The sequence below is a fragment of the Methanomassiliicoccales archaeon genome (assembly GCA_038740345.1).
Classification (GTDB): domain Archaea; phylum Thermoplasmatota; class Thermoplasmata; order Methanomassiliicoccales; family UBA472; genus JAJRAN01.
On record JAVYMA010000010.1, the window covers coordinates 30,517 to 45,561 of the forward strand.

General features: G+C 56.1%; 13 protein-coding genes. 7 read left to right on the top strand and 6 right to left on the bottom strand.

What is annotated here, in order from left to right:
- Positions 1-168: 168 nt before the first annotated feature.
- The 4 genes from carB to QW520_04860 all read right to left on the bottom strand — a co-directional run bounded on the left by carB (position 169) and on the right by QW520_04860 (position 6,448).
- Complete coding sequence (gene carB / locus QW520_04845; GenBank protein ID MEM0449130.1) at positions 169-3,399, bottom strand: carbamoyl-phosphate synthase large subunit; 3,231 nt, start codon at positions 3,397-3,399, stop codon at positions 169-171.
- A complete protein-coding gene (carA, locus tag QW520_04850; protein MEM0449131.1) occupies positions 3,396-4,472 on the bottom strand; it encodes a glutamine-hydrolyzing carbamoyl-phosphate synthase small subunit in 1,077 nt (358 codons plus the stop codon). Before carA ends, carB begins: the two co-directional genes overlap by 4 nt.
- Positions 4,473-4,598: 126 nt before the next feature.
- On the bottom strand, positions 4,599-6,311 hold the full coding sequence (locus QW520_04855) for a histidine kinase N-terminal 7TM domain-containing protein (protein ID MEM0449132.1): 1,713 nt from the start codon (positions 6,309-6,311) through the stop codon (positions 4,599-4,601).
- Complete coding sequence (locus QW520_04860; protein ID MEM0449133.1) at positions 6,308-6,448, bottom strand: hypothetical protein; 141 nt, start codon at positions 6,446-6,448, stop codon at positions 6,308-6,310. The genes QW520_04855 and QW520_04860 overlap by 4 nt, the downstream gene beginning before the upstream one ends.
- A gap of 49 nt (positions 6,449-6,497) precedes the next feature.
- Here QW520_04860 and QW520_04865 point away from each other — a divergent pair, with 49 nt between their 5' ends.
- Complete coding sequence (locus QW520_04865; protein MEM0449134.1) at positions 6,498-7,538, top strand: mRNA surveillance protein pelota; 1,041 nt, start codon at positions 6,498-6,500, stop codon at positions 7,536-7,538.
- A gap of 377 nt (positions 7,539-7,915) precedes the next feature.
- Here the strand turns inward: QW520_04865 and QW520_04870 are convergent, their stop codons facing one another.
- On the bottom strand, positions 7,916-8,128 hold the full coding sequence (locus QW520_04870; GenBank protein MEM0449135.1) for a hypothetical protein: 213 nt from the start codon (positions 8,126-8,128) through the stop codon (positions 7,916-7,918).
- Positions 8,129-8,201: 73 nt separating this feature from the next.
- Between QW520_04870 and nifV the strand changes: the two genes are divergently transcribed.
- From nifV to QW520_04895, 5 genes are all read left to right on the top strand, one after another.
- Positions 8,202-9,374 (top strand): homocitrate synthase, encoded by a 1,173-nt coding sequence (gene nifV, locus QW520_04875; GenBank protein MEM0449136.1) that lies wholly within the window; start codon positions 8,202-8,204, stop codon positions 9,372-9,374.
- Positions 9,375-9,380: 6 nt separating this feature from the next.
- Complete coding sequence (locus QW520_04880; protein MEM0449137.1) at positions 9,381-10,631, top strand: 3-isopropylmalate dehydratase large subunit; 1,251 nt, start codon at positions 9,381-9,383, stop codon at positions 10,629-10,631.
- A complete protein-coding gene (locus QW520_04885) occupies positions 10,631-11,134 on the top strand; it encodes a 3-isopropylmalate dehydratase small subunit (GenBank protein MEM0449138.1) in 504 nt (167 codons plus the stop codon). The genes QW520_04880 and QW520_04885 overlap by 1 nt, the downstream gene beginning before the upstream one ends.
- A gap of 7 nt (positions 11,135-11,141) precedes the next feature.
- Positions 11,142-12,353, top strand: a complete 1,212-nt coding sequence (locus QW520_04890; GenBank protein ID MEM0449139.1) for an isocitrate/isopropylmalate family dehydrogenase — start codon at positions 11,142-11,144, stop codon at positions 12,351-12,353.
- 181 nt (positions 12,354-12,534) lie between these two features.
- The gene (locus QW520_04895; GenBank protein ID MEM0449140.1) at positions 12,535-12,723 is read left to right on the top strand and encodes a hypothetical protein; all 189 of its coding nucleotides are present in this window, start codon (positions 12,535-12,537) and stop codon (positions 12,721-12,723) included.
- 71 nt (positions 12,724-12,794) lie between these two features.
- On the opposite strand, the gene QW520_04900 is transcribed toward QW520_04895, so the two are convergent.
- Positions 12,795-13,808 (bottom strand): phosphate uptake regulator PhoU, encoded by a 1,014-nt coding sequence (locus QW520_04900; protein ID MEM0449141.1) that lies wholly within the window; start codon positions 13,806-13,808, stop codon positions 12,795-12,797.
- A 278-nt stretch (positions 13,809-14,086) separates the two neighbouring features.
- Here QW520_04900 and QW520_04905 point away from each other — a divergent pair, with 278 nt between their 5' ends.
- On the top strand, positions 14,087-15,007 hold the full coding sequence (locus QW520_04905) for a PstS family phosphate ABC transporter substrate-binding protein (protein ID MEM0449142.1): 921 nt from the start codon (positions 14,087-14,089) through the stop codon (positions 15,005-15,007).
- The last annotated feature ends 38 nt before the right edge of the window (positions 15,008-15,045 follow it).

Consider the following 15,045-nt stretch of genomic DNA (forward strand, 5'->3'; position numbering starts at 1 on the left):
ATAATTAATTAAGTTGATATAATTAATTATGAAGTACTTTTAATCAACAGGTTAACATTGCCATAAATCAACTTTTTTGTTTATTTCCACGCTTTGAATATAATTATCTTTAATTTTTTCAAAAGTGTAAAAAGAGAATTATTATCAAAGCGAACTTTTAAAGTAATATTAATTCTTCAATTTTCTCGTAGCTGAATGAAATTCCGCCAAATCCATAACTGATATTTTTCCCTGCCTTGCTCTCGCGATAGCCATCACCGTGGCCTTGGCCCCTTGCACTGTGGTGACGTAAGGTATCTCCAGCTCCACCGCCAGCCTGCGCATCATATAGCCATCCCGCCGGGAGCCGGAGTTGGAGGTGGGAGTATTTATGACCAAATTGATCTCCCCACGCCTCATCAGGCCCAAGGCGTCGGGCTGCTGCTTCTCCCTTATGGTGTATACCGTGGTGGTCTCCACGCCGTGATTGCGCAGGAAAGTGCTCGTGCCCTTGGTGGCATATATCTTGAAGCCCAACTCAGCGAACTGCTTCGCCACCGGCAATATAGCCTCCTTGTCCGCGTCGGCGATGGTCATGTACACGGCGCCCTGCAGAGGCACCTTCTGCCCTGCACCCTTGATAGCCTTGTAAACCGCCGCGGCATAGTCCGGATCGATGCCCATGACCTCCCCTGTGGAGCGCATCTCCGGACCTAGTATGGAGTCCACCCCGGGGAGCTTGAGGAAGGGGAAGACTGACTCCTTCACCGCCACCGCCTCGAACTTCGCCAGGCCTACATATCCCTGCTCCTTCAGCGTTTTTCCCAGCATGACCTTGGTGGCCACCTTGGCCAGGGGCACGCCTATGGCCTTGGACACGAAGGGCACGGTGCGCGAGGCCCTGGGATTGGCCTCCAGCATATACACCTCCCCCTCCTTTATGGCCAGCTGCAGGTTCATCAGGCCTTTTACTTGTAATGCTTTGGCGGTGATCTTGGTTATCTCGATTATCCTCTCTATTATCTCTTTGGAGAGCGTCTGCGGAGGGAGGACCATCATGGCATCTCCCGAATGCACCCCTGCCTCCTCGATATGCTCCATTATGCCTCCGATGAACACGTCCTCCCCATCAGCCACCACATCCACGTCCACCTCGATGGCGTGAGAGAGGTACTTGTCCACCAGCACTGGGTGCGCCTTCGATACCTTCACCGCGGTCTTCACGTACGTCCTCAATTCCTCCTCGTTGAGCACGATCTCCATGCCCCTCCCGCCGAGGACGTAGGAGGGGCGCAGCAGCACAGGATAACCGATTCGCGCCGCCACCTCCCTTACCTCATCCTCTGAGTAACCCGTGCCATGCTCGGGCTGCTTTATGCCCAGCTCCTTCATGAGGGCGGTCCATCTCTTCCTGTCCTCGGCCACGTCGATCATGTCCGGAGAGGTGCCCAGGATTTTGCACTTGTGCCCCTGCAATGCCTTCTCCAAGGGCACGGCTAGGTTGACTGAGGTCTGGCCTCCGAACTGCACTATGACGCCGTCGGCATCCTCCCTCTCTATCACGTTGAGTACGTCCTCCAGGGTCAAGGGCTCGAAGTAGAGACGGTCCGAGATGTCGTAGTCCGTGGACACGGTCTCAGGGTTGTTGTTGATCACTATGGCCTCAACCCCTTCTTCCTGGCATGCCATCACCCCATGCACGCAGCAATAGTCGAACTCTATCCCCTGCCCTATGCGGATGGGCCCCCCTCCCACTATCACCACCTTCTTCCTCTTGGAGGGCTTGGCCTCGCACTCCGCGCCATAGGTGGAATAGTAATAGGGCGTTTGGGCCGCGAACTCCGCGGCGCAGGTGTCCACCATCTTGTACGTAGGCAATATGCCGGCTATCTTCCTGCCTTCGCGCACATGCTCGGGTGGCAGCCCTTTGAGGCGAGCGATGCTCTCGTCCGGGAAGCCCATGCGCTTGGCCTTCAATAGCGTCTTCAACTCGAGATGAGGCAGGTCCCTCAGGGTGCGCTCCATTTCCACTATATTCTTGATCTTGTGGATGAAGAAGGCGTCCCACTTGGTGATGCTGGCTATCTCCTCCACCGCCATTCCCCGGCGCAAAGCCTCGGCGATGGCGAAGAGCCTCATGTCCGTGGGATGGCGCAGCTCCTCCAGCAGCTCCTCCCGCGTCCAAGGCTCTGCCTCCAGGTCCATCTTGTCAATCTCCAAGGAGCGCACCGCCTTCATTATCGCCTCCTCCACGGTGCGGCCTATGGCCATCACCTCCCCTGTGGACTTCATCTGCGTGCCCAATCGCTTGTCCACGGTGCGGAACTTGTCAAAGGGCCAACGAGGTATCTTCAGCACCACGTAGTCGAGGGCAGGTTCAAAAGCGGCAAAGGTCTTCCCTGTTATGCGGTTGGGGATCTCGTCCAGAGTCCTGCCCACGGCGATCTTCGCCGCCACTCTGGCTATGGGATAACCCGTGGCCTTGGAGGCCAGGGCCGAGGAGCGCGAGACCCTGGGGTTCACCTCTATGACCCTGTACTCGCGCGTCTCTGGGTCCAGGGCGAACTGGACGTTGCAACCTCCTTCTATCTTCAAAGCGCGGATGATGTTTATGGCCGCTGTCCTGAGGCGCTGATGGTCCACATCGCTCAGGGTCTGCGAGGGCGCAATCACTATAGACTCACCGGTATGTATGCCCATGGGGTCAAGGTTCTCCATGTTGCATACGATTATGCAATTGTCCTTGGCGTCGCGCATGACCTCGTACTCGTACTCCTTCCAGCCCAGCACGCTCTCCTCGATCAGCACCTGGTGTATGCGTGAATATATCAATCCCCGGCCGCAGATCTCCTCCAGCTCCTCTTCGTTGTGGGCAATCCCTCCTCCCGTGCCTCCAAGCGTGAATCCAGGTCTTATCAGCACGGGATAGGTGCCAATTTCTTTGACTGCCTCCTTCGCCTCCTCGATGGAGTTGACCGCTCTGCTCTTGGGCACCGGCTCTCCTATCTTCAGCATGGTCTGCTTGAAAAGCTCTCGATCTTCGGACAGGGCTATCGCTTCCGGCTGGGTTCCTAGAAGCCGAACGCCCAGACGCTCGAGTATGCCTCTGTCCGCCAGCTCGGAGCACAGGTTTAAGGCGGTCTGGCCCCCCATCCCTGAGAGGATGCCGTAAACCTTCTCTTTCTTGATGATCTCGGTGATGGTCTCCACGTCCAAAGGCTCCACGTATACCTTGTCGGCGGTGGATAGGTCCGTCTGGATGGTGGCTGGATTGGAATTTACCAGGACGGTACGGTACCCCTCCTCCCTTAGGGAGCGGCAGGCCTGGGATCCGGAGAAATCGAACTCCGCCGCCTGGCCGATGACGATGGGCCCGGAGCCGATGACCATGAGGGTGGCTCCCTTGGGCGGGACGTTCATCCCCTCCCCTCCAGCACCTTGGCGAATTCATCGAACAAGAACGCCGTGTCCCTGGGCCCTGGGCAAGCTTCCGGATGGAACTGGGCTGAGAAGATGGGCAGCTCTTTGTGGCGCAAGCCTTCCACCGTGCCGTCGTTCACGTTGACCATCGAGACCTCCAGCTCTGCAGGGAGGTTCTCAGGGTCCACGGCGAAGCCGTGATTCTGCGAGGTTATGTACACTCTGCCATTGTACTTGACTGGCTGATTCACGCCGCGATGCCCGAACTTGAGCTTGAAGGTGCTTCCCCCGAAGGCTCGGGCGATGAGCTGGTTCCCGAAGCAGACGCCCATTATGGGATAGTCCTCCTTTATCGCCTTGAGGGTGCGCACCGTAGTCTCCTGTATCACGGGATGAGCGGGATCCCCTGGCCCATTGGAGAGCACCACTCCATCCACCTCATGCTCGCGGAAGAAGCGCGGCGGGGTGTCATATGGTACCACCGTCAAGGAGAAGCGCTTCCTCAGCTCGCGCACGATATTCTGCTTGGTGCCGCAATCGATGAGCACCACTTCCTTGAGGCCTTCGCGCTCGAAGCGCTGCGGCTCCTTGACGCTCACCTCTTCCACCAGGTTCGACTCGGAGGGATAAGGCATGCTCTGCACCTTGCTCAGCACCTTGTCCACATCCTCCTCGAAGCAGATGGCGCCTCGAGGCGTCCCTTTCTCTCTTATTTTAATTATCAGAGCGCGGGTATCGAGCTCCGCGATGCCCGGGACACGATTCCTTTTAAGGAAGGACTCGAGGCGTTCCCCTCCATACATGGAGGTAGGCTCGAGGCAGCGCTCTCGCACCACGTAGCCGCGCACCTGCACACGATCGGACTCGAAATCATGAGGATTGATGCCATAATTGCCTATCAGAGGGTAGGCTTGAATCAATATCTGCCCGCGATAAGAGGGGTCGGTGAGGCTCTCTTGATAGCCGGTCATCCCGGTGTTGAAGACGACCTCGCCATAGACCGTTTGTTCATGACCAAAACCGGTGCCCTCCATTACCGTTCCGTCCTCGAGCACCAGGTAGCAAGTCGCCATTAAGGTTCGATGGAAAAGTTAAGGGATACTTAACCCTTCCCCACTGCGTAGGGACAAGGCCGTATAAAACTTGTCCGATTACGGACAGCCTAGTCGGGAAGGGGACAGAGAAGTGGCTCGCAGTCGTCAGGGAGCCGAATCCTCCATCATCACAGCTCCTTTCCAACGGAACTTGTTCTGGGGCACGCGGATCTCGAACCTGGCCCCCTCTCCAGGCACGCCATTCTCCTCGATGGAGAAGCCCATGACCGAGGCCAGCTCGCGCGAGAAGAACAGCCCGTAGCCGTTGTTGCGTCCGTATCCCTGTTGGAATATCTTTTCCTTATCCTGCAAGGGTATGCCTATGCCGTCGTCCTGAATGATGAGGCTCAGATGCCCATCGTTCTGCTGCGCCCAGGCCCGAATCTTTGTCACCTTCCCTCCGTGCCGCAGGGAATTCTCGATGATGTTGTAGAAGACCTTCTCCAACAGGGCATCCGCATATAATTCCACCCTGTGCAGGGAGGGATCGAGCTCAATTAGGGATGTCTCCAGCTGGGCGGAGACCTGGTAGAGCATGGTGTAAGGGGAGCGCCAGGCCATGGCCGAGACCTTTCCCGCCTGATAATCCTTGGAGAACCGGACCAGCCGCTGTATGGACTCCGTGGCATGGGCTATCTTGCTGAGATGCTCCTTGCCCTTAGCGTCCGAGATGAAGCCCTCCAGGAGGGTTACATAGCCTCTGATGACCATGACGCGGTTCATGATGTCGTGCGCAGTTATGCTGTTCAGCATGTCCAGCTTCTCCTGTGTCAAGCGAAGCTCATATTCCGCGTGACGTTGCTCAGTGACGTCCTCCAAGACGATGATGCTCCCTCCCCTCGCGCCATTGAACTCGTACACTGGATGCACGTGCATCTCCACGATTAGAGGGCAGTCGCCCCAGCGCAAGTCCACCTCGCTGACAGCATGGTTCATGGCTATGGCCTCGAGCAGCTCGGGCCGCCGGGCGAAAGCCTCAGTGAGCGGAGAGTCGATGACCTCGGAGGCGTCCGAGCGCATCAGAGTCAGAGCGGCCCCGTTGGCATCTACCACCCTTCCCTTGCGGTCGGTCACGATCACTCCATGCTTCATGCGGTCGAAGGTGACCATGCGAGCGATGGGCGTGATGTCGAAGAGGCGGTAGCGATAGATGCCCAAGAAGACCAGCATCCCCGCGGTGAACACCGCCACGGAAGTGGTGTCCAGAAAGGGGAAGGGGTTCAGATTAAGGTAGACATAGTTCCCGCTCCAGCCTACCAGCCCTCCCAGGGTGACCAAACCAATCTGCCCCCTCTTCCTCTTGGGCGTGCCGAAGTAGAGGCCTACGAGGAGCATGCTTCCTATGAGCAGGAGGAGATAGGCATAGTACATCCATGCCCAGCTGAGGATGCCATATTCTCTTATGGGATAAGTTAGGTCGTCCGTGGTGGTGAGGCCGATCCATGAATAGTACCAATGATGCAGGTCGTTGGTCCAGACCATGAGTATGGTGAAGCACGGCATTATGCAGAGTAGCGCTATGTTCCTCTTCGTGAGATAGCGCTCCCTGCCTGTATAAGACATGGCCAAGAGGAAGAAGGCCGTGGGAATGAGAGTGAGCGGGAGGTAGGAGAGATTGTTCCATATCATCTTGCCAGGGAACGTGGCCGCGAACGCTTCCCCTAAATTAGCAGCGCAGAGACCAGCCCCAGCCAGCATTACGACCACGAAAGCCTCCGCGCCCGGCTCCTCTCGATTCCTCCACGTATACATGGCCAATAGAAGGCAGGATATCGCCACTGGCAGTAGCACTGAGACAAGGACTTGCGAAGGGCTCACGTGACTCTGACCTGCGCCATGTCTTGGCACTCTGCGAATATGAAGGGTGTCTCATGGTTATGCGTTATTGATAGCGATAATGATGGTATGGGGATGAGGGCCTTGACGTTATTAGGGCCATAGTACAAGGGAACCAAGGCGGCAGGAATGACATGATTAATATGACAGGCATGAATCACTAGGCCGATGCGCCTGCTGCACCAGGATAGGAGGACGGGGGAGATCAAGTTCGAGGTCGACAACCTGGACGACCTATGGCATTTGTACAATATCATAGAGAAGGGCGATCTTGTCCTGGCCACAACCTTCCGCCGGGAGGAGCAGAAGTCGGACAAGGTAAGGTCGGAGAGGGGGGAGAAGAGGAGGGTGTTCCTGGGCATCAGGGTGGAGAAGGTGGAATTCCACGAGTTCGATAACCGCTTGAGGATAACGGGGGTGATCGAGCAAGGCCCCCAGGACATAGGCGCCTATCACACCCTGAATGTGGAAGAGGGCCAGGTCCTGACCGTGGTCAAGCGAGATTGGAAGGACTCTACGCTGGAGCGGATAAAGCGCGCAGTGGAGGATTCTAAGCGCCCCTCCATCGTCTTCGTGGCCTTGGAGAACGATGAGGCCACCATCGCCGTCATGCGCCAGTATGGCATGCAGCCTATAGCCACGATATACGGTCCCTCAGGAGGGAAGATGTATGAGCAGAGGACGGATGACGCATATTATGAGGAGATAATTGAGAAGGTGAAGCAATTGGTCAAAGAGAACGTGCCTCTGGTGGTGCTCGGCCCAGGCTTCGCCAAGGAGACTCTGGTGAGCATGGGAAGGCAGAAGGCGCCAGAGGTCTTCAAGCGCGCCTTCATTTATCACACCGGCCAGGCAGGCATGGCCGGGGTGCACGAGCTGATGAAGAAGGGCCTGGGAGCGGAAGTCCTCCAAGGGTCTCGTGTGGCCGAGGAGACGAATCTAGTGGAGAGGGTCCTGGAAGAGATAGCCAAGGAGGGCCCGGTGGCCTATGGTCCAGAGGAGGTCAGCAGGGCGGCTTATGCGGGGGCGGTGGACACTCTGCTGCTACTCGACCCGATTCTGAGGGAGAAGGATGTGGAGGAATTGATGAAGGCGGTGGAGAGCGCGCGAGGCAAGGTGGTGGTGGTGAGCGAGCATCACGAGGCGGGTAAGAAGTTGGAAGCCTTGGGGGGCATCGCCGCCCTTCTTAGGTATAAGCTCGCCAGTTGAAGAAAAAGGTGGAAAGGCCTCAATCCCTCCTTGTTCTTACCAATTTCCTAATAAAAAACCTTGTTCTTACCAATTTTTAATAGAAAAAAACCGGCGAGGGCAATTGAACAAGCAACATGACCCCTTTTAATCGCGTGTATGAATGTCAATGCACTATCGTTCCACATCTCCGAGCCTTTAGAATTAACTCTCAGACTCTCTTTTCCTGGCTTCATTGAATAAGAGAGAATGCCGAGCCAATTTTTTCATTTGAGAGGATTCAGGGAATGAAGATGGGAAGCAGAAAGGAACGCGATTCCGATCCCCCTCAATCGCGGTCGATCTGGAATTCATTTTCATAGCCGCGACTGGTTTGCGAATGAAGAAGAAGGCTGCGATCACAAATGCCATTGGGCGAACGTCATCATCCACTCCTCGATTCGTGTATCGAGCGTCGCTCCGGAGAGCTCCATGGAACTATGCGTAACGCTTTTGTATGATATGCGGTATGCTTTTTCCCCAGCCTTATCCCGAGGGTGCATCGATTCGGGCTCTGTATGCATTTCGACGCGGATGCGACCGCCGTGTCCGACACGAGTCGCCTCATGCATATAGGCCGCAGATTCTGCGGCTCCGTCGCCCCTGATGGATGGGCGCGCTCACACATCAAGGAGAAAGCAGTAGATGAAGGACAAGAGCAAAGTCCTCGAGAAATTGAGTCGAACGCCATTGGTGATATGCGATACCACCCTGAGAGACGGAGAGCAGGCGGCCGGCATAGTCTTTGCCAACATCGAAAAGGTCCGCATCGCCAGGATGCTGGATGAGATAGGGGTGCCACAGATAGAAGCGGGCATCCCGGCCATGGGAGGAGACGAGAAGAAGGCCATCAAAGAGATCGCCAAATCCGGTCTCTCCGCTTCGGTGCTGGGGTGGAATCGGGCCAGCATGGAGGACATAAACCATAGCCTGGATTGCGGCGTGGACTCAGTAGCCATCTCCATGTCCTCATCTGATATCCACATCGAGCATAAGCTCATGAAGTCCAGGCAGTGGGTGCTGGATAGGATAACCGAGGCGATCGAGTACGCCAAGTCCCACGGCCTTTACATCTCCTGCAACGCTGAAGACGCCTCCCGTGCAGACAGGGATTTCCTCATCCAATTCGCTCGCACCGCCAAGGAGGCGGGGGCCGACAGAGTGCGCTTCTGCGATACCCTAGGCATCATGGAGCCGTTGCGCACGCATAAAGTCATCAAGGACCTGATAGAAAACGCTCAGATCGATGTGGAGATGCATACGCATAACGACTTCGGCATGGCCACGGCCAATGCCTTGGCGGGAATTCAAGCAGGAGCCAAGTTCATCTCCACCACGGTGATGGGAATAGGGGAGAGGACGGGCAACGCACCGCTGGAAGAGATAGTCATGGCCTCCAAATACACTCTTGGCATCGATCCGGGCATCGAGACCTCCCGCTTTCGGGAGATAGCTGAGTATGTGGCAAGGGCCTGCGGACGCACCATTCCCGATTGGAAGCCTATAGTAGGCCTCAACTGCTTCACCCACGAGGCTGGAATACATGCGGATGGGGTAATCAAATGTGCCTCCAATTACGAGGCCTTCGCTCCTGAATCCGTAGGCTTGGAGAGGAGGATATCCATCGGCAAGCATTCCGGCCGTCACACCATAAAGAGCGTTTTGGCCAAGCATGGATTCGAGGTGGACGACCATGCCGCCGGAGAGCTGCTGGAAATGGTCCGCGCTAGCAGTGTGGCGCTCAAACGCTCACTGACAGAAAGGGAGCTCATCTATCTGTACGAGGACTACAAGTTCCGCAACCAACGCTTGGAGTAGGTGATTATGGGAACAATAGCCGAGAACATAATCTCGAATCATGTGGGGAGAGAAGTCAAGGCCAATGACATCGTGGTATGTCCTGTGGACTTCATGATGAGCCAGGACGGAACCACACCCCTGACCATACGTGCCTTCAAGGAGATGGAGGGTAAGAAAGTGGCAAGGCCAGACCGCTACGCCGTGGTCATAGATCACAATGCCCCCTCCCCGCTGGAATCCGTCTCCAATCTGCACAAGCAGATGCGCCAGTTCGCCAAGGAGCAGGGAGCGATTCTGTATGACGTAGGGGATGGCGTATGCCATGTATTGGTGCCAGAGAACGGCTATGCCCTTCCCGGCAGCGTCATCATCGGCGCCGACTCGCACACCACGACCTATGGCGCCCTCAACGCCTTCGCCACTGGCGTGGGGTCCACGGACATGGCGGCCGCGCTCATCTCGGGCAAGACCTGGTTCAAGGTGCCGCAAACTATCAAGCTCGTCTACTCTGGAAGGCTTCCCAAGGGGTCCTTCTCCAAGGACATAGCCCTGCGTATGTGCGGACGACTGACCGCTAACGGTGCCACCTACAAGGCGCTGGAGATAACGGGCGAGGCCATCGATGCCCTTACGCCTGAGGCGCGCATGACCATCTCCAACATGGCGGTGGAGACGGGCGCCAAGGTGGGCTTGATGCGAGCGGATCAGAAGGTCTTGGACTACGTGGCGCCGAGAGCCAAATATCCTTACAAGGGAGTTGATGCGGACGCGGATGCGGTATACGAGAAGGTGATGGAGGAGGATGTCTCCGACCTGGGGCCCCAGATCGCCTGCCCTCCGGACGTGGACAACGTGGTCCCCATCGAGAAGGTGCTGGGACTCCATATAGACCAAGTGTTCATAGGTACCTGCACCAACGGCAGGCTGGAGGATCTGATGGTAGCGGCCTCCATCCTCGACGGCAAGAAGGTACATAGGGACGTGAGGCTGATAGTGGCGCCGGCATCCCGCGCCATCCTGCAGCAGGCCATGGAGTGCGGCGTGATGCAAAGGCTAGTCAAGGCGGGGGCGGCGGTGACCACACCGTCCTGCGGGCCTTGCGTGGGCACCTGTAACGGCATTCCCTCGGATGAGGAGAACGTCCTTTCCACGGCCAACCGCAATTTCAAGGGGCGCATGGGCAACGTGAAATCCTCCGTTTATCTCGCTTCCCCGGCCACGGCGGCCTATTCCGCCATCAAAGGATGCATATCTGACCCCAGGGAGGTGCTGTGATGAAGGAGCTGTGCGGCCGGGCGCATAAGTTCGGAGACAACATCAACACCGATTATATCATCGCTGGCAAGTACAAGTTCAAGAGCACGGACATGAAGGAGATGGCCAAGCACCTGATGGAGGATATCCGCCCCGGCTTCTACGAGGAGATCGAGGAGGGCGACTTCATCGTGGCAGGGCACAACTTCGGCATGGGCTCTTCGAGGGAGCAGGCACCGCTGGTGATCAAGGCAGCCGGCATCTCGGCGGTGATCGCCAAGGACTTCGCCCGCATTTTCTATCGCAATTGCATAAACGTAGGGCTGCCGGTGCTGGAATGCGACACTTCCAAGATCGAGGAAGGGGACGAGCTTCGGGTCGATTTGGAACGGGGCTTGGTGCATGACATATCCAAGGACATCAAGATCAGGGCCAACCCCCTGCCTCCCGTCATGGTCAGGATATTGAACGACGGTGGCCTGGCCGAGCATTTCAAGAAGCACGGCTGTTTCAACCTGGAGTGAGGATTCCATGGACGAAGCGGCCGTGGAGAGGGCCAAGGAGCACTTCGGGAAGCTGGTCCAGGAGCAGATGGAGCGCGTGGAAAAGATGAAGCGCTCCGTGGAATGGGTGGACCATGCCAAGAAGGATAAGATTGTGATAGGGATCGTCGGCGGGGACGGGATCGGTCCTTATATTTGCGCGCATGCCCGCACCGTCCTGGAGTTCTTGTTAAGAGAGGAGATGGCAGAGGGCAAGGTCGAGCTGCGGGGCATCGAAGGCCTCACCATAGAGAACCGGGTGCGGCAGATGCAGGCGCTGCCACAGGAGGTTCTGGAAGAGCTCAAAAGGTGCGATGTGATATTGAAAGGGCCCACCACCACCCCCAAGAAGGGTGACCCTTGGCCCAATATCGAGTCGGCAAATGTCGCCATGAGGCGCGAGCTAGACCTATTCGCTAACGTGCGCCCGGTGCGGGTGCCCTCTCTCAACATCGATTGGATCTTCTTCAGGGAGAACACCGAGGGCGCCTACATACTGGGCAGCAAAGGCATCAATGTTACCGACGACCTGGCCTTCGATTTCTGCGTGGCCACTACGCAAGGCTGCGAGCGCATCCTCCGCTTGGCGTTCGAGTACGCCAAGAAGAATGGCATCGACCGCGTGACCGTGGTCACCAAGGCCAATGTGGTCAAGGCCACGGACGGCAAGTTCCTGGCAGTGGCGGAGCGCGTGGCCAAGGACTATCCCAACATCAAGTGGGACGATTGGTTCATAGACATCATGACAGCCAAGCTGTTGGATGAAGCGCGAAGGCACGAATTCAAGGTCATGGTTCTGCCCAACCTCTACGGCGATATAATCACCGATGAGGCCGCGCAAATACAAGGCGGGGTGGGTACGGCGGGGAGCGCCAACATCGGCACCAAGTACGCCATGTTCGAGGCTATTCACGGCTCGGCGCCGCGCATGGTGGAGGAGGGAAGGGCGGCGTACGCCGACCCTTCCAGCATCATAAAGGCTGCGGCCATGCTGCTCAATCACATCGGGCGCACGGAGAAGTCGCGACGCCTGGAGATGGCGCTGGATATTTGTTGCCAGTTCGAACGCAAGGTGGTGATCACTGGCCGTCCTAACGGAGCCACGGGAGAGCAGTTCGCAAGATACCTCATGGATACCCTCGCAGACCCTGAACTGGAGAGCAGATGGAGCAATTACCAAGCGAAGAAAGGTCGCGGTTAAGGACAAGGGGAGTAGTTCAAAAATCAGGTGTCAGGTTGCAAATGGACCACTTACGTCGTTCCTTAACTCAAATCTTCCAACTCCTTGCTTATCCACCCGTAGCCCATGGCGGATAATGGGGGAAGGGCGGGCGTAAAATCATAAAAGTAACCTTTATCGTCAAAAGAACGTATTGAATAATGTGAAGTGCGACAGGTGTGATTGGGTGGGGAGCAAGGAGGAGCTGGTGGTGGAAGAGAGGGAGAAGACTCTGTTGGACTCGGTGGCCCTGGTCTTCTTCGCTTATTCTAGGAAGAGAAGGTTCTATTGTCCCAAGTGCCACCGCATGCTATACTCAGAATTCATGGATGGCCCTTTGGCAGGCTATTAAGGACGCCTGAGACGAGTTTTGATTCATCCTAATCTTCAATCTTTATCTGAGTTCTTGACCGGGGTACCTCTTCAACCGTCCATCCGCATGGCGCCATTAATAGCAATCTCAGCTATATCCATGGCGTACATGGTGGTTCTGGTTATCGAGTCTATGACCGAGGTTCGAACCACAGCGCAAAGGTTTGCTGGCAGCCTCTCCGACACGCTCAGGTCCTGGCATTCCTGCACCAGCTTGTCTCCCATGTCAATGATGTTATTGGCGGCCTTGATATCCTTGCGGAAGTAGGATTCCATGGCCATCTCCAAGATCCGCATGGCCTGAGCGCTCATCCTATGGATCTCTTCCGCATTCCCTAGCTTCATGCCAGAGTTTATCAGGGTTATGGCGTTGTTGGCCATCTTCTCCGCATGGTCCCCTATGCGCTCTATCCCTCTTGCCACCAGCATGAGGTTCATGCCCTCGAAGATATCCACCCCGATCTTCTCCGACAGTTTCCGGTCCTTAAGAATCATGTTGTACTGCTTAGCCGCCATCCAATATAGGCGGTCTACATCCGCATCGCGATCGATCACGTCCTTGGCCAGAGCGCTATCCTCCTCCATCAGCGCGATTATAGCATCCTTATGCATGCTCATGACGATGAGATGCATGCGGCGCACGCACTTCTCCTGAGGCAACTCCACGGGGTCCGAAAGATCGTGGAGTATGACGGTGTTAATCGTCTCCTCGATGACCTCTGGTCCAATGACCATGCGTGAAATCTCCTTCACCGCATGCTTGAGCTCCAGGTCAAGACGCGTTTTCGACCTCACTTCTATAATATTATAGCCTGCGAGATAAGCTCCGATGAGCTTGCGCGTCAGGTGTTCCTTAGTCTCGTCATCATCAACCTGTATTATCTTTCGCGTCTCCTCCTTCTCGCGCTGCACGCGGGGGTCGATGGAGATCGTACCATCGGGCATCGGGCGGACCACGACTGGAGTTCCGGGTGTTATGGAATTGCTCTCTATCCAATCCTTGGGCAACGATACTGTCATGGTGGAGGCACCAGTTTTCTGTACTCGCCTTATCTCCAATTCCATCACCATATCTCACTTTTCTTGGTATATCATAATGTAATGTATTTTCAATATATATCATATATAGACATAAGTATTACAATATATACTAACATATTCTACTTTGGATATGCATATAGATATACCCGTTTTTTTGGAATTTTCGAAGAAATGCAACTTGAGCCAGCGCCATGCAGCGAAAGACTGGAAGGAACAAGGCAAAAGAATCGCTTTCCTCCTGCCTACCTTTCATTTCACCGCGGGGCGCGGCTCAGGACCTTATCCCAAGAGGTGGTAGCACAATGGAAAAGAAAACTATGATGATTGCGGTCGGCGTCGTTGCCGTGTTGATAATCGCGGCCGTGGCCGGCGTATTGCTTCTGGGGGGAGAAGGAGGCGATACACCAGCCAAGACGACGATCAAGCAGAAAGGCTCCGACACCATGTTGGAGCTTTGCAGCGCCTGGGCCGAGGAATTCGGAATAGAGGAGAGGAATATCACCGTCGAGATCTCGGGCGGTGGTAGCGGCACAGGCATAACCGCGCTGATAGCCAAGCAGGTGGATGTGGCGCAGGCCTCCAGGGCCATGAAGTCCTCTGAGTACGCGCAAGCTCAAGCCGCTGGCTTGAATCCAGTGGAGTTCAAGGTGGCCATCGACGGCATAGCCATAATCGTCCACCAGTCCAACCCCATCACCGAGCTCACCATCGAGCAGCTGCGCGGCATATACAACGGCACCTACACCAACTGGAACCAGGTAGGAGGTCCTGATCGGCCCATAGCTCTCTACGGCAGACAATCCACGTCCGGCACCTACGCCTACTTCCAGGAGCATGTGCTGCTCAACGGCGCCTACGCCGCCAGCATGAACCAGATGACTGGCAACGCTGCCATCGTGCAGGCGGTGCAGCTCAACGAGGGTGGCATAGGTTACGTCGGGATCGGCTATGTCTCGGGCGCATCCGGCATCAACGTGCTGATGATAAAGAAGACCGCCAGCTCCCCAGCCTACTCGCCCCTTGACAAGGACGCAGTGCTCTCAGGCCAATATGACATCGCCAGGTATCTCTACCTCTACACCGCCGACGCTCCTACGGGGGGGACCTGGCAGTGGCTGAACTGGATACTCGATGCCAACAAAGGCCAGAAGGTGGCTGAGGATATAGGCTTCTACGCCTTGCCCTCGGATGTGCTGGAGCAACAGCGTGCTAAGCTCTTTTGAGCATTAGGCCGCTCCTAAACCTTTTCTACTTTCAATAA

Bases quoted from the DNA above. Each gene is read 5' to 3' on its own strand.
- carB (MEM0449130.1), bottom strand. From the start codon at position 3,399: ATGAACGTCCCGCCCAAGGGAGCCACCCTCATGGTCATCGGCTCCGGG.
- carA (MEM0449131.1), bottom strand. From the start codon at position 4,472: ATGGCGACTTGCTACCTGGTGCTCGAGGACGGAACGGTAATGGAGGGC.
- QW520_04865 (MEM0449134.1), top strand. From the start codon at position 6,498: ATGCGCCTGCTGCACCAGGATAGGAGGACGGGGGAGATCAAGTTCGAG.
- QW520_04870 (MEM0449135.1), bottom strand. From the start codon at position 8,128: ATGCATGAGGCGACTCGTGTCGGACACGGCGGTCGCATCCGCGTCGAA.
- nifV (MEM0449136.1), top strand. From the start codon at position 8,202: ATGAAGGACAAGAGCAAAGTCCTCGAGAAATTGAGTCGAACGCCATTG.
- QW520_04880 (MEM0449137.1), top strand. From the start codon at position 9,381: ATGGGAACAATAGCCGAGAACATAATCTCGAATCATGTGGGGAGAGAA.
- QW520_04885 (MEM0449138.1), top strand. From the start codon at position 10,631: ATGAAGGAGCTGTGCGGCCGGGCGCATAAGTTCGGAGACAACATCAAC.
- QW520_04890 (MEM0449139.1), top strand. From the start codon at position 11,142: ATGGACGAAGCGGCCGTGGAGAGGGCCAAGGAGCACTTCGGGAAGCTG.
- QW520_04900 (MEM0449141.1), bottom strand. From the start codon at position 13,808: ATGGAATTGGAGATAAGGCGAGTACAGAAAACTGGTGCCTCCACCATG.
- QW520_04905 (MEM0449142.1), top strand. From the start codon at position 14,087: ATGGAAAAGAAAACTATGATGATTGCGGTCGGCGTCGTTGCCGTGTTG.